Annotated in this window: 20 protein-coding genes; 11 read left to right on the top strand and 9 right to left on the bottom strand. The window is 73.1% G+C overall.

Going from position 1 to position 23,561, the window contains the following annotated elements:
• Positions 1-103 precede the first annotated feature (103 nt).
• The 3 genes from ACH4S9_RS38545 (at position 104) to ACH4S9_RS38535 (ending at position 3,498) form a co-directional block, all read left to right on the top strand.
• The gene (locus ACH4S9_RS38545; protein WP_398376335.1) at positions 104-1,390 is read left to right on the top strand and encodes a glycosyltransferase family 4 protein; all 1,287 of its coding nucleotides are present in this window, start codon (positions 104-106) and stop codon (positions 1,388-1,390) included.
• 199 nt (positions 1,391-1,589) lie between these two features.
• Complete coding sequence (locus ACH4S9_RS38540; protein WP_398376333.1) at positions 1,590-3,098, top strand: hypothetical protein; 1,509 nt, start codon at positions 1,590-1,592, stop codon at positions 3,096-3,098.
• 106 nt (positions 3,099-3,204) lie between these two features.
• The gene (locus ACH4S9_RS38535; RefSeq protein ID WP_014174690.1) at positions 3,205-3,498 is read left to right on the top strand and encodes a DUF1330 domain-containing protein; all 294 of its coding nucleotides are present in this window, start codon (positions 3,205-3,207) and stop codon (positions 3,496-3,498) included.
• A 4-nt stretch (positions 3,499-3,502) separates the two neighbouring features.
• Here the strand turns inward: ACH4S9_RS38535 and ACH4S9_RS38530 are convergent, their stop codons facing one another.
• From ACH4S9_RS38530 to ACH4S9_RS38500, 7 genes are all read right to left on the bottom strand, one after another.
• Positions 3,503-4,966 carry an SDR family NAD(P)-dependent oxidoreductase gene (locus tag ACH4S9_RS38530; RefSeq protein WP_385351374.1) on the bottom strand — a complete coding sequence of 488 codons (1,464 nt, stop codon included), beginning with the start codon at positions 4,964-4,966 and terminating at the stop codon, positions 3,503-3,505.
• A 116-nt stretch (positions 4,967-5,082) separates the two neighbouring features.
• Positions 5,083-6,168 carry a pyrroloquinoline quinone biosynthesis protein PqqE gene (pqqE, locus tag ACH4S9_RS38525; protein WP_311726873.1) on the bottom strand — a complete coding sequence of 362 codons (1,086 nt, stop codon included), beginning with the start codon at positions 6,166-6,168 and terminating at the stop codon, positions 5,083-5,085.
• Positions 6,165-6,467: a pyrroloquinoline quinone biosynthesis peptide chaperone PqqD gene (gene pqqD, locus ACH4S9_RS38520; protein ID WP_311726981.1), complete on the bottom strand. Its 303-nt coding sequence runs from the start codon at positions 6,465-6,467 to the stop codon at positions 6,165-6,167. The genes pqqE and pqqD overlap by 4 nt, the downstream gene beginning before the upstream one ends.
• Entirely contained in the window at positions 6,464-7,156 is a 693-nt protein-coding gene (gene pqqC, locus ACH4S9_RS38515) for a pyrroloquinoline-quinone synthase PqqC (RefSeq protein WP_398376329.1), read from the bottom strand. Before pqqC ends, pqqD begins: the two co-directional genes overlap by 4 nt.
• Positions 7,153-8,061, bottom strand: a complete 909-nt coding sequence (gene pqqB, locus ACH4S9_RS38510; protein ID WP_398376328.1) for a pyrroloquinoline quinone biosynthesis protein PqqB — start codon at positions 8,059-8,061, stop codon at positions 7,153-7,155. Before pqqB ends, pqqC begins: the two co-directional genes overlap by 4 nt.
• A 10-nt stretch (positions 8,062-8,071) precedes the next feature.
• Complete coding sequence (pqqA, locus tag ACH4S9_RS38505) at positions 8,072-8,224, bottom strand: pyrroloquinoline quinone precursor peptide PqqA (RefSeq protein WP_311726876.1); 153 nt, start codon at positions 8,222-8,224, stop codon at positions 8,072-8,074.
• Positions 8,225-8,318: 94 nt separating this feature from the next.
• A complete protein-coding gene (locus ACH4S9_RS38500) occupies positions 8,319-10,112 on the bottom strand; it encodes a discoidin domain-containing protein (RefSeq protein WP_398376327.1) in 1,794 nt (597 codons plus the stop codon).
• 441 nt (positions 10,113-10,553) lie between these two features.
• Between ACH4S9_RS38500 and ACH4S9_RS38495 the strand changes: the two genes are divergently transcribed.
• Positions 10,554-11,360, top strand: a complete 807-nt coding sequence (locus tag ACH4S9_RS38495; protein WP_311726878.1) for a hypothetical protein — start codon at positions 10,554-10,556, stop codon at positions 11,358-11,360.
• A 13-nt stretch (positions 11,361-11,373) separates the two neighbouring features.
• Entirely contained in the window at positions 11,374-12,453 is a 1,080-nt protein-coding gene (locus tag ACH4S9_RS38490) for a PQQ-dependent sugar dehydrogenase (protein ID WP_311726880.1), read from the top strand.
• A 74-nt stretch (positions 12,454-12,527) separates the two neighbouring features.
• Here ACH4S9_RS38490 and ACH4S9_RS38485 read toward each other — a convergent pair whose 3' ends face one another.
• Positions 12,528-13,670, bottom strand: a complete 1,143-nt coding sequence (locus tag ACH4S9_RS38485) for a glycoside hydrolase family 88 protein (RefSeq protein WP_361185263.1) — start codon at positions 13,668-13,670, stop codon at positions 12,528-12,530.
• 261 nt (positions 13,671-13,931) lie between these two features.
• Between ACH4S9_RS38485 and ACH4S9_RS38480 the strand changes: the two genes are divergently transcribed.
• From ACH4S9_RS38480 to ACH4S9_RS38455, 6 genes are all read left to right on the top strand, one after another.
• Entirely contained in the window at positions 13,932-15,290 is a 1,359-nt protein-coding gene (locus tag ACH4S9_RS38480; RefSeq protein WP_398376325.1) for a glutamine synthetase, read from the top strand.
• Positions 15,291-15,293: 3 nt separating this feature from the next.
• Positions 15,294-16,451, top strand: a complete 1,158-nt coding sequence (locus tag ACH4S9_RS38475) for an amidohydrolase family protein (protein ID WP_361185266.1) — start codon at positions 15,294-15,296, stop codon at positions 16,449-16,451.
• A gap of 62 nt (positions 16,452-16,513) precedes the next feature.
• Positions 16,514-16,855, top strand: a complete 342-nt coding sequence (locus tag ACH4S9_RS38470) for a hypothetical protein (RefSeq protein WP_311726885.1) — start codon at positions 16,514-16,516, stop codon at positions 16,853-16,855.
• A 94-nt stretch (positions 16,856-16,949) separates the two neighbouring features.
• Positions 16,950-17,741, top strand: a complete 792-nt coding sequence (locus ACH4S9_RS38465; RefSeq protein WP_311726886.1) for an SDR family NAD(P)-dependent oxidoreductase — start codon at positions 16,950-16,952, stop codon at positions 17,739-17,741.
• Positions 17,742-17,946: 205 nt separating this feature from the next.
• A complete protein-coding gene (locus ACH4S9_RS38460; protein WP_398376474.1) occupies positions 17,947-20,331 on the top strand; it encodes a GH92 family glycosyl hydrolase in 2,385 nt (794 codons plus the stop codon).
• Positions 20,332-20,377: 46 nt separating this feature from the next.
• Positions 20,378-21,445, top strand: a complete 1,068-nt coding sequence (locus ACH4S9_RS38455) for a zinc-dependent alcohol dehydrogenase family protein (RefSeq protein WP_352130856.1) — start codon at positions 20,378-20,380, stop codon at positions 21,443-21,445.
• Between the two features lie 12 nt (positions 21,446-21,457).
• On the opposite strand, the gene ACH4S9_RS38450 is transcribed toward ACH4S9_RS38455, so the two are convergent.
• Entirely contained in the window at positions 21,458-23,557 is a 2,100-nt protein-coding gene (locus tag ACH4S9_RS38450; protein ID WP_398376324.1) for a 3-hydroxybutyrate oligomer hydrolase family protein, read from the bottom strand.
• Positions 23,558-23,561: the final 4 nt, after the last annotated feature.

Raw genomic sequence — 23,561 nt, 5'->3', positions numbered from 1 at the left:
CTCTCACCTCGTTCTGGCGGCCGGCTTACCGTGCCCGGCCATGGTGTTCACAACGATCCGGGGGTTTCGGTCCCCGGTGCCGTCACCGTCGGAGAGACACCATATGAAGATCGCCTTCCTGCTCCACAACGTCTACGCGATCGGCGGGACGATCAGGACCACGCTGAACCTGGCGGCGGCCCTGGCGGAGCGGCACGATGTGGAGATCGCCTCGATGCAGCGGCACCGTGAGACGCCCCGTTTCACCGTGGACCCCCGGGTGCGGCTCGTCCCGCTGGTTGACACGCGTCCGAGCGGCCTCGACGCGCAAGACCCGCGGTTCGGCGAGCCCGCCCGGGACTTTCCCGCCGCCGAGAAGCGGCATCGCCAGTACACCCGGCTGCACGACGAGCGGGTCGCGGAGTATCTGCGCGCCAGCGACGCCGATGTGATCATCGGCACCCGCCCCGGCGCCAATGTCTACATAGCCCGGTTCGCCCCGCGCCACGCGCTGCGCATCGGCCAGGAGCATCTGCGGCACGACGCGCACAGCAAGGCGCTGCGGGCCGAGCTCGCCCGCCACTACCGGACCCTCGACGCCGTCGTCACCACGACGGAGGCGGACGCGGCGGTCTACCGGGCGAAGATGCCCCTGCCGGGCGTACGGACCCTCGCCGTGCCCAACAGCGTGCCGGCGCCCCCGGTCAGCCCCTCGGACGGCACCGCCCCGGTCATCGCCGCGGCCGGGCGGCTGGTCCGCGGCAAGCGCTTCGACCTGCTGATCGAGGCGTTCTCGGCGGTCGCGGACAAGCACCCCGAGTGGCGGCTGCGGATCTACGGCGGGGGCGCCGAGGAGGAGCGGCTCCAGGCCCTCATCGAGCGGCTCGGCCTGGCGGAGAGCGCTCGGCTGATGGGGCCGCACTCGCCGATCGAGGCGGAGTTCGCCAAGGCGTCGCTGGTGGCGGTCGCCTCGGACGCCGAGTCCTTCGGCATGACGATCGTCGAGGCGATGCGCTGCGGGGTCCCCGTGGTCAGCACGGACTGCCCGCTCGGCCCGGCGGAGATCATCCAGGACGGGGTGACCGGCCGGCTCGTCCCGACCGGCGACAAGGACGCCCTGGCCGGCGCGCTGCTGGACCTCATCGACGACGCCCCGGCCCGGCGGGCGATGGGCGCGGCGGCGCTGGAGAGCGCGTGGGCCTACGACCCCGCGCCGATCGCCCTGCGCTACGAGCGCCTCTTCGAGGACCTGGCGGCGAGCCGCCTCTCCCGCGGCTGGCAGCGCGGCCGGGCCCGGGCGCGTCGGCGCGCGGGCGGCGTGGCGCGCCGCTGGCTCACCGCCGTCCGCCGCGCGACCCGCCCCGACCGCCCGCTCCCCGCGGCCCCCGCGACGGGCGCGAAGCGCCCATGAGCGGTCCCCGCCAGGCGCCCGTGAGCGGCGGTTCCGGCGGCCGGACCACCCCGCCCATGCCCGGGCGCGGGCGGAGCGCCGCTCGCCCGGCGGCGGACGGCGGCCGCGTCCCGATGGTGGCCCGTGCGCGACGCGGCGCGTCGGCGGCGGCCGCTTACGCCGCCGCACCCCGGCGGGAAGCCGACGGGCGGGGCGAGCCGTGACCGCGACGGTGGTGGGGCGGCCCGTCGCCGCGCAGAGCCCGGCGCGGGCGCGCCGGGAGGTGCCGTGGCTCGCGGTCGTCGCGGCGGTGTACGCCGTGGTGCAGCTGGCCATGGTCGTGCCGCATATGGGCGGTGGGCTGCTGTGGGACGAGAGCGTCTACGCCTCCCAGGTGGATCCGCACCGTCCCGCGGCCTTCTTCAGCGCCCCGCGGTCCCGTGGCATCAGCTATCTCGTCGCGCCCGTGGTCGCCGCGACCTCCTCGGTCGTGGCGCTGCGGGTGGTGCTGGCCCTGCTGTCGGCGGCCGCGCTGTACGCCGTCTTCCGCGTGTGGGGGCCGCTGGTGGGGCGGGGCACCGCCGCACTGGCCGCGCTGTTGTTCTCCGGGCTGTGGATCACCCAGATCTGCGGGTCGCAGGTGATGCCGAACCTGTGGGTGGCGCTGGGCGCGGTGGCCGCCGTCGGCTGGTTTCTGCGGGCCCCGGCCGAGCCGCGCGCCCGCTGGTGGCTGGCCGCCGCCGTGGCCGGGGTCACGCTGCTGCGGATGCCGGACGGCGGCTGGCTCGGGCTGCCGCTGCTGGCGGCCGCGGTGTGCGTACGCCGGTGGCGGCCCGCGCTGCCCGCGCTGCTGGGCGGGCTCGCGCTGGGCGCGGCGCCCTGGGTCGCCGAGGCGTACGCGCGGTTCGGCGGCGTCGGGGCGCGGCTGCGGGCCTCCAGCGCCACGGAGGGCGGGATGGTGCCGCAGCTCAACGTGGGCACCGCGCTGCGCAGCCTCGACGGCCCGCTGCTGTGCCGCCCGTGCCAGGTGCCGCTGCGCCACCCGGAGCTGACGCTGTGGTGGCTCGCCCTGCCGCTGCTGGCGGCCGCCGCGCTCGCCGTGGCCGTACGTGACCATCGCGCCGGGCACGGCCGGGCGCTGCCCGCGACCGTGCTGCCGGTGGTGTGCGCCGCCTCGATGGCCGTGCCGTATCTGCTGCTCATCGACTACTCGGCGCCCCGCTTCCTGCTGCCCGCCTACGCGCTGCTCGCCCTGCCCCTGGCCGCCCTCGCGGCGCGCGCGGTGCGGGCCGGGCGCTCGCCGGTGCCGGTCGCGGCCGCCCTCGGGGTCGTGCTGGCGCTCCAGCTGGGGAGCCAGTACGCCGTCCTCGCGGACACCACGCACCAGGCCGCCGCCACCGCCGAGCGATACCAGCGGGCGGCGGCCGGGCTGCGGGCGCTGGGGCTGCGGCCGCCGTGTCTGGTGGCCGGACCGCGCGCGCTGCCGATCGGCTACGCGGCGGGCTGCGCCTCCGCCGAGGTGCGCGGCAACAACACCTCGACCACGGCGTCCGCGCTGCTGCGCCGGGCCGCCCACGAGCCGACCGCGGTGTTCGGCCACGCCCCCGGGCACGGCCTGCCGTCGCTGCGCGACCGCGGCTGGACGCGGCACACCCTGCCCGGCACGGGCGGCCTGAGCGTGTACGTCTCCGCGGTCTCCGGACGCGCCGAGCGGCCGGGGCAGCGGTAAATTGTGAAGGTCCGGGGCGCCCTCCAGCCCGCGTGACCACTCCCGTTCCGCTGCTCCTGTGTTGCCTCTCGGCCGTCCCCTCCCGCCGAGCCGAAGGAGTCCGCTCATGTCCAAGGGCTACTGGGTCGTCGCCTACCGCTCGATCTCCGATCCCGCGAAGTCGGCCGCCTACGTGAAGCTGGCCGTCCCGGTCGTCGAGAAGGCCAAGGGGCGGTTTCTCACCCTCGGAGGACAGGTCGTCGCCCACGAGGCCGGGGTGGCGGAGCGAACGGTCGTCATCGAGTTCGACAGCTTCGAGCTGGCCGTCGCCACGCATGACAGCGAGGACTACCAGAAGGCGCTGACCGTGCTGGGCGACGGCGCGGACCGGGACTTCCGCATCGTCGAGGGCGCCGACTGACCGCCTACCAGTCCGTGGGGGCGTAGTCCTTCAGGAAGCAGCCGAAGACGTCCTCGCCGCCCTCGCCCCGCACGATCGGGTCATAGACGCGGGCCGCGCCGTCGACGAGGTCGAGCGGGGCGTGGAAGCCCTCGGCCGCCAGCCGCATCTTGTCGGGGTGCGGGCGCTCGTCGGTGATCCATCCGGTGTCGACGCTGGTCATCAGGATGGCGTCGGACTCGAACATCTCGCGGGCGCTGGTGCGGGTCAGCATGTTGAGGGCGGCCTTGGCCATGTTGGTGTGCGGATGGCCCGCGCCCTTGTAGCCGCGGCTGAACTTGCCCTCCATGGCGGACACGTTCACCACGTACTTCCGCCGCGCGGGCGAGGCCGCCATCGTCGGGCGCAACCGGCTGACCAGGATGAACGGCGCCGTCTCATTGCACAGCTGCACTTCGAGCAGCTCGACCGGGTCGACCTCGTCCACCCGCTGGATCCAGGTGTTGGAGGAGTCCAGGTCGGGGACCAGCCCGCCCGCGTCGATCGCGGTGCCCGCCTCGATCCGCGCGGGCGAGGCGGAGCCGCTGGTCAGGGCGAGGGCGGTGAGGTCCTGCGCGCTCAGCGCGCCCTCGCGCGAGGCCGCCGGCCCCGGCAGAGCCGCCTGGGCGCCGCTGCCGAACGCGCCCAGGACGACGGACTCGGGCAGCTCCCCGGCGGGCAGCGCGGCCGATTCGCCCGCTATGAGCTCCGCGTACGCGGCGGGCGTGCGGCGCACGGTCTGCGCCGCGTTGTTGATCAGGATGTCCAGCGGACCCGCCGCGCTCACCGAGTCGGTCAGCGCGATCACCTGGGCCGGGTCCCGCAGATCGATGCCGACGACCTTCAGCCGGTGCAGCCACTCCCCGCTGTCCGGCATGGCCTTGAAGCGCCGGATCGCGTCGTTCGGGAAGCGCGTGGTGATGGTGGTGTGCGCGCCGTCGCGCAGCAGCCGCAGCGCGATATACATGCCGATCTTCGCCCGGCCGCCGGTGAGCAGCGCCCGGCGCCCGCTGAGATCGGTGCGCGCGTCGCGCCGGTCCCGGTTCTTCGTGGCGCAGTCCTGGCAGAGCTGGTGGTAGAAGGCGTCGACCTCGACATAGCGGGTCTTGCAGGTGTAGCAGGACCGGGGCCGCTGGAGGATGCCCGCGATCGGGGTGGTCACCGAGCTGGTCAGGGCCAGGCCCAGCGTCTCGTCGTCGATGCGGTCGGCGGCGCCGGTGGCCGTGGCCTCGGTGACCGCCTTGTCGTGGGCCGTCTTCGCGGCCCGGCGCTCCTGGCGCCTGCGCTGCTTGACCGTCCGGTAGATACCGGAGGTGGCGCGGCGCACCGCGATGGCGTCGGGGTGGTCCACCGGCAGCTCGTCGAGCTCCTCGAGCACGCTCAGGCAGGTCGCCAGGCGCTCCGGGTCGATGCCCGCCTGCTCGGCCAGGCCGTCTTCAGTCACCGTCATTCGCCGCTGCCACTTTCTGCTTCGCCCGTTCCAGGGCGGAGCCCTAGGTGGTGGTGGGGTGGGTAACGGCGAAACTTTACGGAAGCGGGGGCGGCGTCGCCAAACCCGGAGCGGGCTCACCCCCGCTCGGGCTTGCGGTAGACGTAGCGGGCGGCACCCGCCGGGGCGGCTCCGGTGAGCGCGCGGATCAGGCCGTGGTCCGGGGAGAGCGCGCAGGCCGGGTCCGTGGCGGCCGCGTCGCCGGTCAGCGCGTACGCCTGGCAGCGGCAGCCGCCGAAGTCCTCGGCGCGGTGGGCGCAGCCCCGGCACGGCTCCTTCATCCAGCTCTCGCCGCGGTAGCGGGCGAACGCGCCGGAGTGGTTCCAGATCCAGTCCAGCGGGTGGTCGCGTACGTTCGGCGGGTCAAGACCGGGGAGCGCGGCCGCCGCCGGGCAGGGCAGCGCGGTGCCGTCGGGCGCCACGGTGAGCGAGACCGCTCCCCAGCCGCCCATGCAGGGCTTGGCGACCCCGTCGAAGTAGTCGGGGACCACCCACACCAGGTCCGTCCCGCCGCCCAGGCGCTCCCGCCACCGCTCGACGGCCTCACGGGCCCGCTCCAGCTGTTCCCGGGTGGGCAGCAGCGCGGAGCGGTTGCGCAGCGCCCAGCCGTAGAACTGGGTGTTGGCCAGCTCGATCCGCTGGGCGCCCCAGGACACCCCGAGCTCCACCAGGTCGTCGAGCGCGTCGAGGTTGTCGCGGTGCAGCACGATGTTGAGGCCCAGCGGCAGCCCCGTCTCACGGACCAGAGCGGCGGCCCGCTCCTTGTCGGCGAAGGACCGGCGCCCGGCGATGCGGTCCGAGGCGCCCGGGTCGGCGTGCTGGACGGACAGCTGGACGCCGCGCAGCCCGGCGTCCACCAGCGCCGCCAGCCGGGCCGCGGTCAGCCCGACGCCGCTGGTGACCAGCTGGGTGTAGATCCCGGCGGACTCGGCGGCGGCGGTGATCGTCTCCAGGTCGGCGCGCAGCAGCGGCTCGCCGCCCGACAGATGGGTGTGCACCACGCCCAGCTCCCCGGCCTGGCGCATCACCTCCGCCCACTCCGCGCCGGTCAGCTCCCGGGAGCGGCGGACCAGCTCCAGCGGGTTGGAGCAGTACGGGCAGTGCAGCGGGCAGCCGTGGGTGAGCTCGGCCAGCAGGGCCCAGGGGGGCGGCGCGTCGGTCATCGCAGCCAGCCCTCCCGCCGGAGGCGGTCGAGGAAGGCGGGGACCTCGGTGGCCACGGGGGCGCCGGGGAAGCGCCCGGCCAGTTCCGCGACGATCGCGTCGAGGTCGCGAGCGCCGTCGCACAGCCGCAGGATCTCGCCCGCGGTGCCGTGCAGCACGACCACCCGCTCGGGCACCACCAGCAGGTCCACCCCGCGCACCCGGTCGTGGCGGAGGTGGGCCACCGGCGCGAGCGCGGGCCGCCACGGGGGCGTGGCGGCCGTCGTGGTACCGGCTTCCCTGGCCGTGTCGGCGGTCACGGCCCCTCCTTGGGGTCGGCGTGGTCCACCGCGTCCAGCAGCGACCACAGCACCTCGCATTTGAAGGACAGCGCCGCCACGGCCCGCTCCCGGTCCTCCTCGGTGCGCGCCCACGACAGCACCAGCTCCAGGGCCTCCCGGCTGTCCCGGCGCCCCTGGGTCTCGCGGGTGCGGAAGTAGGCGAGCCCGTCGCCGTCGATCCACCGGTAGTGGCGCTCGAAGGCGCCGACGCGGGTGCGCATGATGTCCGGGGCCGACAGCTCGGTGAGCGAGGCGGCGACCGCCTCCAGCGGGGGGCGCAGCCGGCAGAAGTTGACGTAGCCGTCGACGGCGAGCCGCACCCCCGGCAGCACGTCATGGCCCGCCAGCAGCCGGGAGCGGTCCAGGCCCGCGGCCTCGCCGAGCCTGAGCCACCGCTCGATCCCGCCCTCGCCCTCGACCGTGCCGTCGTGGTCCTGGATGCGCCGCAGCCACATCCGGCGCAGCGCCGGGGTGTCCAGCTTGGCGGTGATCAGGGCGTCCTTGACGGGGATGTGGCGCTGGTAGTGGAAGCGGTTGGCGATCCACCGGCGGAGCTCGTCGGGGGTCAACTCCCCTTGGTGCATACGGATGTTGAAGGGGTGGCGGTCGTGGTAGCGCTCGCGCGCCACGGTCCGCAGCCGCTCCTCGAACGCAGGTGTGTCGCTCACAGCTCGATCACCATCCCGTCGGCTGCCACCTCGAGGCCCATGGCGGCCAGCTCCTGGTGCTGGGGTGCCGCCGGGTCGGCGAGGGGGTTCGTGTTGTTCAGATGGGTGTAGAGGCAGCGGGCCGGGAGTTCGGCGAGCCGCTTGGCGGTGCCGCCGGGGCCGTCGATGGGCAGATGTCCCATGCCGGTGGCGGTGCGGGTGGAGAACCCGGCGCGCCGGGGCTCCTCGTCGTCCCAGAACGTGCCGTCGACGATCACGCAGTCGGCCTCGGCGGCCGCCCGCTGGAAGGTGTCGGACCAGACGGCGAGGGCGGGGGCGTAGAGGAGGGACCGGCCGGTGTCCCGGTCGGCCAGGCGCAGCGCCACCACCCACGCGTCGTCCCCCGCCGCGTCGGCCGCCATACCGGCCGCGTAGCGCGGGCGTTTGGCGGAGACCGGCACGGCGCCGACGGTCAGGGTCGAGCCCTCGGCGAGGGGCACCGGAGCGGTGTCGAGCCGGCGCCACCGCAGGGTGGTGTACGGGCCCAGGACGTCGCCGAGGTGGAGGCCGTCGAGCAGCGCCCGGCGCACGGGGGCGGTGGCGAGCACATCCACGCCGTCGGCCGCCTCGCGGAGCCGGGCGATGCCGAGGGTGTGGTCGAGTTCCGCGTCGGTGAGGACCACTCCGGCCAGCGGGGTGTGGCGGCGCCGCGGCCCGGGGTGCAGGTCGGGGCAGTCCTCGATCTGGTCGCCGAGGTCGGGGGTGGCGTTGACGAGGTACCAGCGGCCCTCGGCGGCCCGTACGGCGAGGGAGGCGTGGCGGCGGCGCCGGCCGGGGTGGGCGCGTGCCCCGGAGCAACCGGGGCACGCGCAGTTCCACTGGGGCAGTCCGCCGCCCGCCGCGGTGCCGAGCACGCGCAGCAGCATGGCGGCGCCGTCAGCGGTTGGTCAGCGAGTAGGCGGTGACCTCCAACGCGGTGTCCACGACCGCGTAGTCGGGGGTCTGCCAGGCCGTTTCCTCGGGGCGGGGGCGGGTCTGCTCCGCCGTCCGCCTCGACTGGGGTTCGGTCCGCTGCACGGTTTCGTTCATGTCCGTACCTGCCTTCCTGTGTGTTGGGGGGTGATCCACGGGACGGATTCCCGTGGATCCGCACGGAGGGTGATGGACGAGGTGTTCACGGGCCTCAGGAGCTCTTTCCCGCATAGCCGGAGCCGACCCGCACCTCGTCGATGAGCAGCTTCTGGTAGCGCTTGGTGTCGGTGGCGGCGGCCCAGGTGCTGTTCACGGTGAGCCGGACGTACCGCTTGGTGGTGGCGGGGAGGTCGATGAACTGCACACCGCGGGCGCTGGGGAGGGTGCCGGTCTTGACGGCGCTCCCCCAGTCGGTGCCGTCGCTGGACACCTGGACCTGGTAGTCGCGGATGCGGGCGGACTGCTCGGTGTCCGAGCGGGCGTAACTCACCGACCATTCCCGCTGGTTGACGGCCAGATACCGCATGCTCTTGGCGGAGCGCAGATCGAGGGTGAGCGAGACCGGGAGCTTGGTGTTGTTGTCCCAGTAGGTCTGGGGGTTGGCGTCGAGGACGGCGGAGGCCGGGTGTCCGCTCGCCGCGGCGCTCGCGCTCGCGGTCATGGAGTCGGCGGCGATCAGCCCCTGCCTGCCGTCGGTCTCGACCTTGAGGACCGTGTCGTAGGGGTCCCAGTCGGCGATGCCGGTGATGGTGATCTTGCCGCCGCCCTGGCTGAAATTCAGCTGCTTGCCGGTGCGGAAGTCGGTGACCTGCTGGGCCCGGTAGCCGTTGTCCCGCAGGGTCAGCGTGGAGCCGGAGGGCTTGGTCAGGACGTGTACGAAGTGCTGGTCCGGGTCCGCCTTGGAGACCGTGGTCACCCCGCGGGCCCCGTCGTTCCAGGCCCCGGGGGCGAGGCCGCCGTAGCTGTAGCCGCCGCCCTCGGTGCCGTTCAGAGAGCCCCAGATGGCGTCCAGATAGGTCTTGGCGAAGTTGTTGAAGGCTTCCTGTTTACTCGGGAATCTGCCGTTCACCTGCGCGGTCTCGGCCATGAGCGATTTGACGGAGGACCCGGAGTTGGCGATCAGCCGGCCGAGGGTGAGCCCCTGGTCCACCGAGGAGTCGGTGCCGCTGTACCACCAGGCGCCGCTGCTCGGGAGCTTGAAGCAGGCCTCGGTCAGCCGGGGCTGGGGGCTCCAGATCGCCTGCGGGTAGTCGTAGGCCGGGGTCATGCCGGTCTTCTGCTCGTTGCTGACCGTGTCCATGATCGGCGTGTCTTCGTTGTTGTTGCTCAGCAGCCAGCCCGGGCGGTCCGCGCGGACCTTCTCGTAGAGGCCGTGGTCGATCCAGTAGTCGTTGTCGTTGTCGATCCAGAAGCCGGACAGCTTGGGGTACTTCCGCATGACCTCGACGAAGTTGTCATAGCTGTACTCGCCGAACCCGTCGCGGGTGGTCAGGTCGACATCGCGGCCCTTGTAGGCGGAGTAGCCGGCCGAATCCAGCCATTCATGGCCGCCCTCGTCGTGCCACTGCGGGTCGTCGGTCATATAGAGCAGGACCTTCAGCCCCTGGGCGTCGGCGGCGCTGATCAGCTCGCCCAGGAAGTCCCGCTTGGTGGAGCAGCTGCCGGGGATGTCGGACGGCCAGGCGCGCGCGTACCCCAGGCGGCTGTGGAACGAGGCCAGCACCAGGTATTTGGCGTGCAGCTTCTTGGCCTCGCCGACCCAGTATCCGGCGCTCCAGCCGCCGTCGGTCACCGCCTTCTCCCAGGCGGAGCAGCTGGTGTAGCCCGGCGAGGTGCGCATGCCCCAGTGCAGGAAGAGCCCTGCCTGGGAGTCGCGCAGCCACTGCTGGCGCGCGTGCGTGACCTCGGCCCGCGCGGGCGCGGGACCGGCCATGACGAGGGTGCCGACGGCGAGCAGTAAGGCGGTCAGCCAGGCGCGAAGACGTCCGCGCGGTCTGCGGCCCATGGGGTTCCTTCCCCGAGCTGTCGATGCCGGGCGATGAGGGGCGTGGGGTGAGCATGGTGTTCTGTTGCAGAGTTGCGAGGTGTCAGGGCCTGGTCAATGGGGCGTACGCAAAAAGTCCTCCGATCTCTACCGCTCCACCTGACGATGCATCACACATCAAGTAACCCAAACCCGCAGGCAGTTGCGGCAATTCGGGGTCTCGAACATCTCCCACGCCCCTTAAGTCTGCACCAATGCTTGACTCAACAGGACACACCTCCTACCTTCCGCGATACGCCAACACCCCCCGCTCCAACCATGGCAGAGCTGTTGACGGAATAGGAACCTTTCTTTACAGTCCCCCTCAACAGCGATTCACCTCATGCGCCACTCCCCCACCGCGGCCTTTCCATGTCCGGCAAGTTCATGGATATGACCAAAGGTCAGACAGGAGAATCACTGATGGAGCGCAATCCGCTCGGAGGCCGCCGCGCCGCGGTGGCCCTGGCGGCAGCAGGCGCGCTGCTCCTCCCCGCGGTCGCCGCCCACGGCGCGGAACGATCGCCGAACGCACCCGCCGCCTGGAGCCTCAAGTGGAGCCCCGCCTCGGGGGCCAGTGTCGCCGACTCCTTCGAGGGCTCCGAGGACGACCGCGCCGACTCCCACCCCGGGGTCACCCACATCTACCCGAACGGCGGCGGGTTCCGCACCGACATGCACTACCCCAAGGACGTGGACACCAGCACCGACCGCCAGCGCAACGAGGTCCGGGGCATGCGGCAGAACGGCGCCGCAGTGAAGATCCTCAAGGACGAGACCTGGCGGATCCAGTACCAGATGTATGTGCCGGACACGCTGGACGCGACCACCGGCTTCACCCACATCATGCAGATCAAGGTGGGCGACGTGGCCGCGCCGCTGTTCACCATGTCACTCCACCAGCACGACGACGGCCCGAAGGTCGAGATGCGCACCTCGGACGACGCCGAGAACCTGACGGAGGCCGGAGCCGCCGGCATGTCGCCGATCCAGGGCGCGTGGAGCGATGTGTCGGTCGAGGTGAAGGCGTCGGACTCCGGGGCATACGTCGACTGGTCGGTCGTCACCGACGGGAAGACGGTCGCGAAGCACAAGCGCACCGGTCTTGACATGTGGCGCGGTAAGAACTATCTGCGGCCCAAGTGGGGCATCTATCGCAGCCTCAACAGCGGTGGCCTCCAGACGACTTACCTGCTCACCCGCAACTTCAAGGCGTACAAGCTCCAGTAGGAGGAGACGCTCGATGAAGAGCCATCGGAAACTCGTGGTGGCGGCCACCGCCGCCGCACTCGCCGCCGGGCTGCTGGTCGGAACGGCCGGGACGGGCAACGCCTCGTCCGACAGAGCCGACTCGGTGCCGTCGAGCATCAAGACCGTCTCGTCCGGCTGGTCGATCCCCTGGGGGCTCAGCTGGCTGCCCGACGGGTCGGCGCTGATCACCGAGCGCGACTCGTTCAAGGTCTTCAAACTCACCCAGTCGGGCACCAGGACCCAGGTCGGCTCGGTGCCCAACGTCGTGACCACCAGCGGCGAGGGCGGGTTACTGGGGATCGCGGTGTCCCCCAACTGGAACACGGACCACTACGTCTACCTCATGCACACCGCCTCCGAGGGCAACCGGATCGCCCGGATGACCTTCGACGGCTCCTCGCTGAGCGGATACACCACGCTGGTCAGCGGCATCAAGAAGAACAAGTACCACAACGGCGGACGGCTCAAGTTCGGCCCGGACGGCTATCTGTACGCCACGGCCGGGGACGCGCAGACGTCCGACCTCGCCCAGGACAAGAACTCGCTCAACGGCAAGATCCTTCGGATGACCACGGACGGCAAGCCGGCCCCCGGCAACCCGTTCGGCACCCTCGTCTACTCCTACGGCCACCGCAACCCGCAGGGCCTCACCTGGGACGCGCAAGGGCGGCTGTGGGAGGCCGAGCTCGGCAACAGCACGTACGACGAGCTCAATCTGATCGAGCCGGGCAAGAACTACGGCTGGCCCACCTGCGAGGGCACCTGCTCCACCTCCGGGATGACCAACCCCAAGCGCCAGTGGTCGACCGGTGAGGCCTCGCCCAGCGGTGTCACCTACGCCGACGGCGCGCTCTACATGGCGGCGCTGAGGGGCGAGCGGCTGTGGCGGATACCGGTCGACGGCACGTCCGCGGGCACCCCGCAGGCGTACTACGTCAGTGAGTACGGACGGCAGCGCACGGTCGAGACGGTCCCGGGCAAGAACACCCTGTGGCTGTCCACGACCAACGCCGACAACAACGGCGGCGAGCCGGACGGCGCGGACAAGGTGTTCCAGGTGGAGCTGAAGTAGCCTCCGCCACCGGTGCTGGGGCGCCGTCCCGGTCGCGCTCCGCGGTCCGCCGCGGAGCGCGACCGTGCGGGTGGTCAGTGTGCGAGGCGCTCGTTCATGAGGAGGAAGGCGCCCAGGCCGTGGAGGTCGTTGGTGTTGCGCTTGCGGCCGAAGTAGTAGGCCAGATCGCCGACGTTGGTGCCCTCGCTGATGTCGGCGATGTCGGTCAGCCCGTCCGCGTTGACGCTCACCTTCTCCAGGACGCCCTGGTAGCCGCGGCGCGCGGCGGACACATACGCGCCGCCGGCGATGTATCCGCGCCGCAGGGCCGCGTGCAGCATCAGGGTGTACATGCTGGAGGCGGAGGTCTCGGTCCAGTTGCCCGCCTCGCTCCCCTTGTCCACGACCTGGAACCAGCGGCCGGTGCCCGGGTCCTGATAGCGGACGAACCCCTTCGCCAGGTGTCTGACGTTGGCGATGAGCTGGGCCCGCCGGGGGTGGTTCGCGGGCAGCAGCTCCAGCACCTCGATATGGGTCATCGCGGTCCAGCCGATGGCCCGGGCCCAGTGGTAGGCGGAGGTGCCGGTGGCGGGGTCGGGCGACCAGGGGGCATCGCCGTCGGCGTCGTACGCGTGGTAGAGCAGCCCGTTCGACGCCTTGAGGTGGCTGAAGTACACGGCCAGGTTGCGGGTGACCTCGTCGTAGGCGTAGGTCTCGTCCCCGTACGCGAGCCCGTAGCGCAGCAGGAACGGCTGGGCCATGAAGACGCCGTCCGCCCACAGCTCGTTGGTCTTGCCGGTGGCGTGCCACATGCCGCCGTCGGTGGTGCGCGGATAGGTCGTGATGCGGGTGCGGATCTGGTCGGCGGCGGTGCGGTACCGCGGATCGCCGGTCTCCTTGTGGAGGATCAGCAGCAGGTTGCCGGACTGCATGGCGTCCAGGTTGTCGAAGCTGTGGTTGATGTGGCCGTCCGCGTCCACGTAATAGTCCACCCACCGCTTGATGTACGCGAGGTAGGACGGCTCCTTGACCCGCTGGTACACCCCGTAGGTGCCGTAGAGGAACAGCCCGCGCGTGTAGCCCCAGCCGCCCAGCGACTTCGGGTCCGGGTTGCGGGCGATGGTGGAGTCCACCACGGCCCGGGACCAGTCGGCCGGGGCCGCCTCCGCGGTCGCCCCGAGGAGGAGGCCGCCGGTGATGCCCAGGGTGCTCGCGAGTACGGTCCTGCGTCTGATCACTGGTCTTCTCCCGAGTGTCCGGTGTTCGGTGTCCGGTATCCGTGTTCGCGCCAGGTGATTGTTCTGAGCACGCCAAGAATAGATCTGATATTTGGATGCAGCAATGGGTCAATTGCCAGGAAATGAGACAGATCTGAGGGCACGATTCTCATCGAGAGATCGGACCTCAGCCACCCCAGTAACGCTCGTGGACCCACCCGCGTTAGGCATCGGAGACCCGCACGCACACCGGATGAGCGCACCCTGCGACAGGAGCCGCCCGTGGACACCGAACACCGCGCACAGGCCCGGGCGCGGGCGCGCGAGGAGGCCGGGCGGCTGGCCGCCCAGGGGATCGTCGGCGCGGCCCTGACCTGGGTGGACAACGCGGGCCTCACCCGCGTCAAGGCCGTGCCCACCGCGCGGCTCGAACACGCCGCCGAGTGGGGCGTCGGCATGTCCCCCGTGTTCGACGTCTACCTCGTCGACGACTCCATGACCACCAGCCGGCACGTCGGCGGACCCGACGGCGATCTGCGGCTGTTCCCCGACCTCGACCGGCTCACCCCGCTGGCCGCCCAGCCCCGCTGGGCCTGGGCCCCGGTCGACCGGTACGACGTGAGCGGGCGGGAACACCCCGTGTGCCAGCGCCGGTTCGCCCACCGCATGACCGAGCGCGCCCGGGAGCGCGGCTTCGATGTGCTGATGGGCTTCGAGACCGAGTGGGTCGTCACCACCGCTGACGCGCCGGAGTCGGCGTTGCGCTACCCCACCGCGGGCCCCGCCTACGGGATGACCCGTCTGGTGGACCTCTCCGACTACCTCGCCGACCTGCTCGACGCGCTCCAGGCCCAGGGGCTTGAGGTCCGCCAGCTGCACCCCGAGTACGCGGCGGGGCAGTTCGAGGTGTCCGTGGCGCCCGCCGACCCGGTCGGCGCGGCCGACCTGGCCGTGCTGGTGCGCCAGACCATCCGTGGGGTCAGCGCACAGCACGGCCTGGAGCCGTCCTTCGCCCCCGCGGTCACCCCCGGCGCCGTGGGCAACGGCGGCCATCTGCATCTCAGCCTGTGGCAGGGCGACCGCGATCTGTGCCGGGGCGGGGACGGGCCGTGCGGCATGACGGCGACGAGCGAGGCCTTCCTGGCCGGGGTGTTGCGCGCGCTGCCCGCCCTGCTGGCCGTCGGCGCCCCGTCACCGGCGAGCTATCTGCGGCTGGAGCCCTCCCGCTGGGCCGGGGCGTACCAGTGCTGGGGGCCGGAGAACCGCGAAGCCGCGCTGCGCTTCGTCACCGGCGCACCGGGGGACCCCGGCGGGGCCAACGCCGAGGTCAAGTGTTTCGACCAGGCAGCCAATCCGTATCTGGTGACGGGCGCGGTCATCGCCGCCGGGCTCGCCGGGCTCGACGCCGGGCTGAGCCTGCCCCCGCCGGTGGCCGGCGACCCGGCGCGCCAGGGCCACGAGCGGCGGCTGCCGACCTCGCTGTCCGCCGCCCTGGAACACTTCGACGCCTCGGACACGCTCCGGGAGGCGCTGGGCGACCCGCTCTTCGAGTCCGTCGCCGCCGTGCGCCGCGCCGAGAGCGAGCTGTTCCAGGGGGCGAGCGCGCAGGACATCACCGCGGCCACCCGCCGGAGGTACTGAGCCATGGCCGCCGACCGCGCGGCGCGGCCCCGGCCGCCGCTGGTGGACCACCACTGCCACGGTGTGGTGCGCGGCGAACTGGACAGCGCGGCGTTCGAGGCGTATCTCACCGAGTCGGACGCGCCCGCCGCGCCCGGCACCAGCTACTTCGACACCCAGCTGGGGTTCGCGGTGCGCCGCTGGTGCCCGCCGCTGCTGGGCCTCGCGCCCCACTGCCCGCCCGAGCGCTATCTCGCCCGGCGGCGGGAGCTCGGCGCGGCGGAGGCCACCCGGCGGCTGCTGCGCGCCGCCGGTGTCACCGAGTTCCTGGTGGACACCGGGCTGCCCGGCGATCTGACGAGCCCTCAGGAGCTGGCCGAGGCCGCCGGGGGCGCGGCCCGCGAGATCGTACGGCTGGAACACCTGGCCGAGCGGGTCGCGGACACCTCACGGACCGCCGACTCCTTCCTCGCCGCGCTCGGCGACGCGGTGCGCGCGGCCGCGCGCACCGCCGCCGGGTTCAAGTCGGTGGCCGGCTACCGCTACGGGCTGGACCTCGACCCCACGCCGCCCGCCCCCGCCCCGCTGCGCGCGGCGGCGGACCGCTGGCTGGCCGCCCGCGCCTCGGGCGACCCGGCCGCCGCGCGGGTCGCGGACCCGGTGCTGCTGCGGCATCTGCTGTGGTCGGCGGCGCACACCGCGCTGCCGCTACAGCTGCACACCGGGTTCGGCGACCCCGATCTGCGGCTGGACCGCTGCGACCCGCTGCTGCTCACCGACTTCATCCGCGCCGTGCGCCCCACCGGATGTGCGCTGATCCTGCTGCACGGCTATCCGTACCACCGGGGCGCCGCCTATCTGGCCGCGGTCTTCCCGCATGTCTACGCCGATGTGGGGCTGGCCCTGACGCACACCGGGGCGCGGGCCGGGGCCGTGCTGGCCGAGGTGCTCGAGGTGGCGCCCTTCGGCAAGGTGCTCTTCTCCACCGACGCCTACGGGCTGCCCGAGCTGTATGTGGTCGGGGCGCGGCTCTTTCAGGAAGCCCTGGACGGACTGCTCGCCCGCTGGGTCCGCGACGGCGCCTGGGGCGCCGCGGACGCGGAGCGGGTGGCGGCCCTGGTGGCCGCGGACAACGCCCGCCGAGTCTACTGCCTGAACAACACGATCACCGGCGATACCTAGAGTCGGCCGGAAAATCATCTGTCACCAGCGCGCCCGGCGCCGCTTTTCGCCACGATGGAGCCATGGACGAAGAGCACTTCCTGGAGCGCGCCAAGCAGTTCGCCTACCGGCTGGCCGAGCTCCGGAACCGTCTGGACCCCGACTCGTACGACCTCCTCCTGCGCATCCTCCGGGGCATCAACGACGCCATCCTGCACCGCACCGACGGCATAGAGGTGCCGTTCTCCCCTCGGGACCAGGACCGGTTCACCCCCGCCTTCGGACAGGAGCTCGCCGAGCTGACCAGCCTGCTCGGGCCGCACGGCCTGCGGCTGGTCGTGGACTTCGGGGCCGAGCGGGAGCGCGACCGGCTGGAGGTGGAGGCCATCGCGCGGGTGAGCGGCATGGACCCCGGGCGATCGTGACACGAGCCGCACGCGGCTGGGCAGTACCGTTCGTCCGGTACGGACCGGCCGTACGGCCACCACCTGGACCAGCCACTACGCGGAGGAGAAACGCATGCGGATCGCCGGCGCGACCGTCCTGCTCACCGGAGCGACCGGAGGCCTCGGGCAGTCACTGGCCCGAGCCTTCGCTGCCAGGGGCGCAAAGCTGCTGCTCACCGGCCGCCGCGAGGACGTGCTGCGGCCACTGGCCGACCGGCTGGGCGCCCGTGCCGTCGTCGCCGACCTGGCCGAACGGGACCAGCTGGAGCGGCTCATCGACGAGGCCGCGGAGACCGACATCCTCATCGCCAACGCGGCCCTCCAGTCCAGCGGCAAGGTGCTCGGATACGCCCCCGAGCAGCTCGACCGGGCCCTGGAGGTCAATCTGCACGCCCCGCTCCAGCTGGCCAGGGCGCTGGCCCCGCGGATGGTGGCGGCGGGTTCCGGTCATATCGTGATGATCGGCTCGCTGTCGGGCCGTACCGCCTCCCCCGGGGCGGCGCTCTACAACGCCACCAAGTTCGGGCTGCGCGGCTTCGCGCTCGGGCTGCGCCAGGATCTGCACGGCACCGGGGTGGGGGTCTCCGTGGTGCAGCCGGGATTCGTGCGCGACACCGGGATGTTCGCGGACTCCGGCGCCACCACGCCGCCCGGCGTCCGTACGGTCTCGGCCCGCCAGGTGGCGGTGGCCACCCTGCGCGCCGTCGAGCGGGACCGCGCCGAGGTGAACATCGCCCCGCTCGAACTGCGCCTGGGCAGCGCACTCGGCGGGCTCTTCCCGAGCCTGGCGGCGGTGGCGCAGCGCGGGGCGGGGGCCGACCGGACGGCACGTCAGCTGTCGGAGGGCCAACGGCACAACCGCTGAACCGCGGACCCGGGTGGTGTCCGGCCGATCCTTCCCCTGCCCGCAGGCGTCAAGGTCCGCCGGTCACCTCCTTCGCGGCAACGCGCTTTCCTGGCAAGGGACTTCGCCGTACTCCCCTGGGCGCGGCGCCCGTGCTAGGGTCCTGGCGACCCTGGCCGGACAACGTTGTCAACGGAGGTCCCCCTTGAGACCACTGGTCGGTCGGATGCGTACCCGCGCGGCGAGAGCGGTCACCTCGGTGGCGGCGGCCGTGCTGCTCCTCGGCGGGCTGCTCGGCCCGCCGGGCGCGGCCGCGGCCCCGGCGGCCGAGCCCGCCTCACTCGTGAACCCGTTCGTGGGCACGCAGAACTTCGGCAACACCTTCCCCGGCGCGAGCGCGCCCTTCGGCATGGTCCAGGTCAGCCCGGACACCGGCGGTCAGGGCGGCTACGACTACGCGCAGAACACCATCTACGGCTTCAGCCAGACCCATCTGTCCGGCGTCGGCTGCGGCGTGGCGGGAGAGCTGCCACTGATGCCCACCACCGGCCCGGTCACCGACGTGAACCCCGAGCACTACCGCTCCGGCTACTCCCACGACGACGAGGAGGCCACGCCGGGCTACTACCGGGTGGGGCTCACCAGCTACGGCGTCGACGCCGAGCTGACCGCCACCGAGCGCACCGGCTGGCAGCGCTACACCTTCCCCGCCACCGGCGCGGCCAACATCCTGTTCAACACCGGCAAGGCCAACCAGAAGGTGTTCGACTCCGAGGTGCGCGTGGTCGGCGACCGCACCGTCGAGGGACGGGTGCGCGCGGGGAACTTCTGCGCGGGCAAGGACGAGCACACCGTCTACTTCACCGCCACCTTCGACCGGCCCTTCGCCTCGTACGGCACCTGGCGCGGCACCACCGCCACCACCGGTTCCCGGGAGGCGGCCGGGGAGGGCGGCAACGGCGCCTGGGCCACCTTCGACGCGACCGCCGACCGGGACGTCGTGGTCAAGGTCGGCCTGTCGTACACCGGCCTGGACGGCGCCCGGAAGAACCTGGCGGCGGAGACCGGCGACAGTTACGACTTCGACGCCACGCGGGCGAAGCTGCGCGACACCTGGGAGCGGCAGCTGGACTCGGTGCGGATCGGCGGTGGCACCCGGGACCGGCAGAGCGCCTTCTACACCGCGCTCTACCACGCCCAGCTGCACCCGAACCTGGCCGGCGACGTGGACGGCCGCTACACCGGCTTCGACGGCCGGACGCACACCGCCACCGGCTACACGCCGTACCAGAACTTCTCGCTGTGGGACACCTACCGGCCGCAGAACCAGTTGCTGGAGCTGCTCCAGCCGCGGGTCGCACGCGATGTGGCGCTGTCGGTCGTCGGGATCGGCCGGGACGGCGGCTGGCTGCCGAGGTGGGCGCTCGCCGAGAGCGAGACCAACATCATGACCGGGGACCCGGTGACCCCCTTCCTGGTCGAGGCGTGGTCCAAGGGGCTGCTGGCCGGGCACGAGGAGGAGGCGTACGCGCTGCTGAAGCGCAACGCGACCACCACCCCGCCCGCCGACTCCCCCTACAACGGGCGCTCGGGCGTGGATTACTACCGCAGGCTCGGCTATGTCCCGTCGGGGCTGAAGCTCGGCGAGGACTGCGCCCACAAGGGCGGCGACAACGACTGCGTCCACCCCGCCTCGGCGACCCTGGAGTACTCCGCGGCCGACGCGGCGCTCGCGCTGATGGCGCGCGGGCTCGGACACCGCGCCGACGCCCGGATGTTCGCCGAGCGCGGCCAGTGGTACCGGAAGCTGTGGGACGCCTCGATCGCGCAGTTCCGGCCGCGCACGGCGGACGGCGCCTGGGTCACGCCGTACGACCCGGTGGAGGCCGGCCGCCAGTTCCATGAGGGCGGCGCCTATCAGTACCAGTGGCTGGTGCCGCAGGACCCGGCCGGGCTGGTCGGGCTGATGGGCGGGCGGCGCGCCACCGAGCGGCGCCTGGACTCCTTCTTCGCCTACGACAAGCTGCTCACCGACCCGGCGGGCACCGCGCGCCGGGACTGGATCTCGGCCCCGTACGACTACTACGGCAAGCCGACCTACAATCCGAACAACGAGCCGGATCTGCACGCCCCGTACATGTATCTGTGGGCGGGCGCTCCCGCGAAGACCGCGACCGTGGTGCGGGCGGCGATGACCCTGTTCACCACCGGGCCGGACGGCATGACGGGCAATGACGACCTGGGCACCATGTCGGCCTGGTACGTCTTCTCCTCGCTCGGCCTCTACCCGACCATGAGCGGCGGCGACTTCCTGGCCGTCTCCAGCCCGCAGTTCGAGTCGGCGATCGTGCGCATCGGCCGCTACGGCACCCGGCAGGGCGGCACGCTGACCGTCACCGCGCCCGGCGCGAGCGACGAGCGGCGCTATGTGTGCGGCGTGTCGCTCGACGGACGGGAGCTGCCGCGGACCTGGCTGCCGTGGTCCACGGTCGCCCACGGCGGCTCGCTCGCCCATCGGCTGGGCACCGAGCCGGGCTCCTGGGGCACCGGGCCGGGCGCCGAACCGCCCTCGGTGGGAGGGGCCGGTCGGCGGGGGCCGGACGTGGTGTAGGTTCTACCGCCCCCCACCATGTGCGTCTGAGCGAGGGAGCGGGTCCATGCGTGCTGTGGTGTTCGATGCCTTCGGGCAACGGCCCGAGGTCCGAGAGGTCGAGGACCCGGCTCCCTCGCGGCGCGGCGCGGTCATCCGGGTCGAGGCGACCGGGCTGTGCCGCAGCGACTGGCACGGCTGGATGGGGCACGACCCCGGCATCCGACTGCCGCACGTACCCGGCCATGAGCTGGCGGGCGTGGTCGAGGAGGTGGGGTCCGAGGTGCTGAACTGGCGCCCCGGGCAGCGCATCACCGTGCCGTTCGTCTGCGCCTGCGGGCGCTGCGCCGCCTGCGCGGACGGTGCGCAGCAGGTGTGCGAGCGGCAGACGCAGCCGGGCTTCACCCACTGGGGCTCCTTCGCGGAGTACGTGGCGATCGAGAACGCGGATGTGAACCTGGTGGGCATCCGCGGCGAACTGGCCTTCACCACGGCGGCCGGTCTCGGCTGTCGCTTCGCGACGGCCTTCCGCGCCGTGGTGGCGCAGGGCCGGGTGGCCCCGGGCGAGTGGGTCGCGGTGCACGGGTGCGGCGGGGTGGGGCTGTCCGCCGTCATGATCGCGTCCGCGGCGGGGGCGCGGGTGGTCGCGGTGGACATCTCGCCGCGGGCCCTGGCCCTGGCCCGGCGGTTCGGCGCGGAGGTGTGCGTGGACGCGGCCTCGACGCTGGGGTCCGTGGCGGACGCGGTCGCGGACGCGACCGGCGGGGGCGCCCATGTGTCGCTGGACGCGCTGGGCTCCCCGCGGACCTGCGCGGCGTCCGTGAACAGCCTGCGGCGGCACGGGCGCCATGTCCAGGTCGGCCTGCTGCCGCCGGCCGCCGGGAGCCCGATGCTGCCGATGGACCGGGTCATCGCGCTCGAACTGCGGCTGCTGGGCAGCCATGGCATGGCCGCCCACGCGTACGGGCCGATGATGGAGATGGTGGAGGCCGGGACACTGCGGCCGGACCTGCTGGTCACCGACACCATCGGCCTGGACGAGGTGCCCGAGGCCCTGATGGCGATGGGGGCGGCGGGCGGCGCCGGGGTCACGGTCATCGAGCCCCGGCGCCCCCCGACGGCCGCCCGGCGGTGACGATCACGCCGCTCAGCCCGGGATCCGTACCGTGTCGCCGGTGATCCTGACCCGGTCCCCGGCGGCCGGGCGGTCCGCGATGTCCGGGACGTCGGCGGGCGTCAGGTCCGGGGCGTGGCCCGGCTCGCCGCCCCGGGGAACGGTGCGCACGACCTGGCTGGGCGGCAGCTTCCCGCGCCCGTCCAGCCGCTGCCACATCAGGTCAAGGGCCTGTTGGTAGTAGTAACCCAACGGGACATAGCGGTTGTCGAAGCCGGGTGCCGTGGAGTCGAAGTGGTGGGCGTTGGTGACCTCGACATACGAGACGGTGCCCCGCCCCTGCCCGGCACGGGAGTTGAGCCCCAGATAGGGCCTGGAGCTGTGGTTGACCGGGACCCGGGCGTCGTCGCGGCCGTGCACGATCAGCGTGGGCTTGCCGTGCAGATCGCCGGTGCGCCGGGTGGCGTCCAGCCCGTCGGCCAGCCGCTCCGCCCACTGGCGCTCGGCCCCCGCGCGGGAGAAGGCCAGCCGGTAGACGCAAGTCTCGCCGCGCAGGTTGTAGTCGTGGCGGCCGTCGGGGCCCTGCGACTTGGCGTCGGCGACGGGCCCGCCCGGCGCGTTCTCGTCGATCAGCACCCCGGGCGCCGGGGCCCGGCCGGAGCTGGTGCCGAAGGCGGCGGCCAGTTCGGCGGTGCGGTACGGCACCGGGGTGCCCGAGGCGTCGGTGCGGGCCCAGCCGTAGCCGCACAGGGAGTCGGCGACCGAGGCCCGGGCGTAGCTCATGGCGTACGAGGCGGGCGTCTGCGGGTCGTAGTGCGCGAGTTGGAGATAGCCGGACTGCGGCTGGTATCCGGCGCGTACCAGGGCCTCCTGGGCGAGCCGGGGCAGCCCGTCAGGACCCGCCCGCTCCGCGTCGCGCCGGGAGATCAGCCGGGGGTCGTCGCCGACGAGGGCCGCGCAGCGGCGGCGGGCGGCCGCGGTGTCCAGCGAGGCGTAGCCGGGCGCGGTGGGCTCGGCGAGCGCGGCGCACGGCTGGAGCAGCGAGGCGAGGGAGTTGTAGCGGATCAGCGGCATTCCGGCGGCGGGCACCGCGCGCCCGCCCTGGCTGACCCGGATCCCGTCGAGCGGCGCGAGGTTCATCTGCGGCTCGGAGGCGACGACCGCGTCGATCAGCCCCCGTCGGTCGTCCTCTCCGGCGGCGACGGCCGCTCCGCCGCCGTTGGAGACGCCGGTGGCGATGACGGTGGTGGTGGCGGGCGTGTAGCCGCCGCGGGGCGCGCCCTCGCGCCGGTCGCGGCCGAGCAGGGCGAGGGCCAGCTCCACCGAGCGCAGCACATCGCGTCCCCAGGTGGCCTGCGGGTTGGTCTTGGCGTGCGCCATCTTGTACGCGACGCGGTAGGGGCGCTCGGCGTCGAACCGGGCCCGCTCGGCGTCGCTCAGCCCGGCGTCGAACGCGGCGCGGTCCCCCGTCGCGGCGCGGGGGCCGGTCGTGCCGTCGTGGGCCATGACGGTGCCGGAGTGCAGATCGTCGAAGGCCGGGCCCATACCCTTGTCGGTGTAGGCGACGGCGCAGCGGCGGTGCAGCCCCCAGGCCCCGGCGGTGCCGGCCATGTTGTAGACGCCGCCCAGGCCGGAGGCGGGCGCGGCGACGACGCAGGGGCGGGCCCGGTCGAAGTCGTCGGGGACCTGGACGACGAAGCCGACGCTGTGCGAGCCGCTGCCCGCGACCGCGCGGTACTCGACGCCCGCGATCTTGCCGTCGCCGGGGACCGGCCGGCCGCGGTCCACATTGGGCCCGTACAGCCGCCCCAGGCCGCCGCCGGTCCCGGCGGACAGCCCGGCGGAGGCCCAGATGGCCTGGCGGCGCAGCTCGGCGGCGGTGGGCCGGTCGGGGTCGGCCGGGGCGGGGGCGCGCAGCCCGGAGAAGCCGAGCCCGGCGGTGAGCAGGTCGTCGCTCGCGCCGTCGTACCGTACGGAGCTCAGCGCGGTGATGTAGGCGGGGATGGGGGTGCCGGGGGCGGGGGCGGCCGTGGCCGTGGCCGCCGGGACGAGGGCGGCGGTGAGCGCCGCGGCCAGCAGGGGCGGGAGCGCGGCCGAGCGGCGCGGGGCCGGCCGTCGTACGGACTTGGGCACGTCG

The sequence above is a fragment of the Streptomyces sp. NPDC021225 genome, assembly GCF_044332865.1.
GTDB lineage: Bacteria > Actinomycetota > Actinomycetes > Streptomycetales > Streptomycetaceae > Streptomyces.
This window is presented reverse-complemented; position numbering and strand designations above follow the sequence as displayed.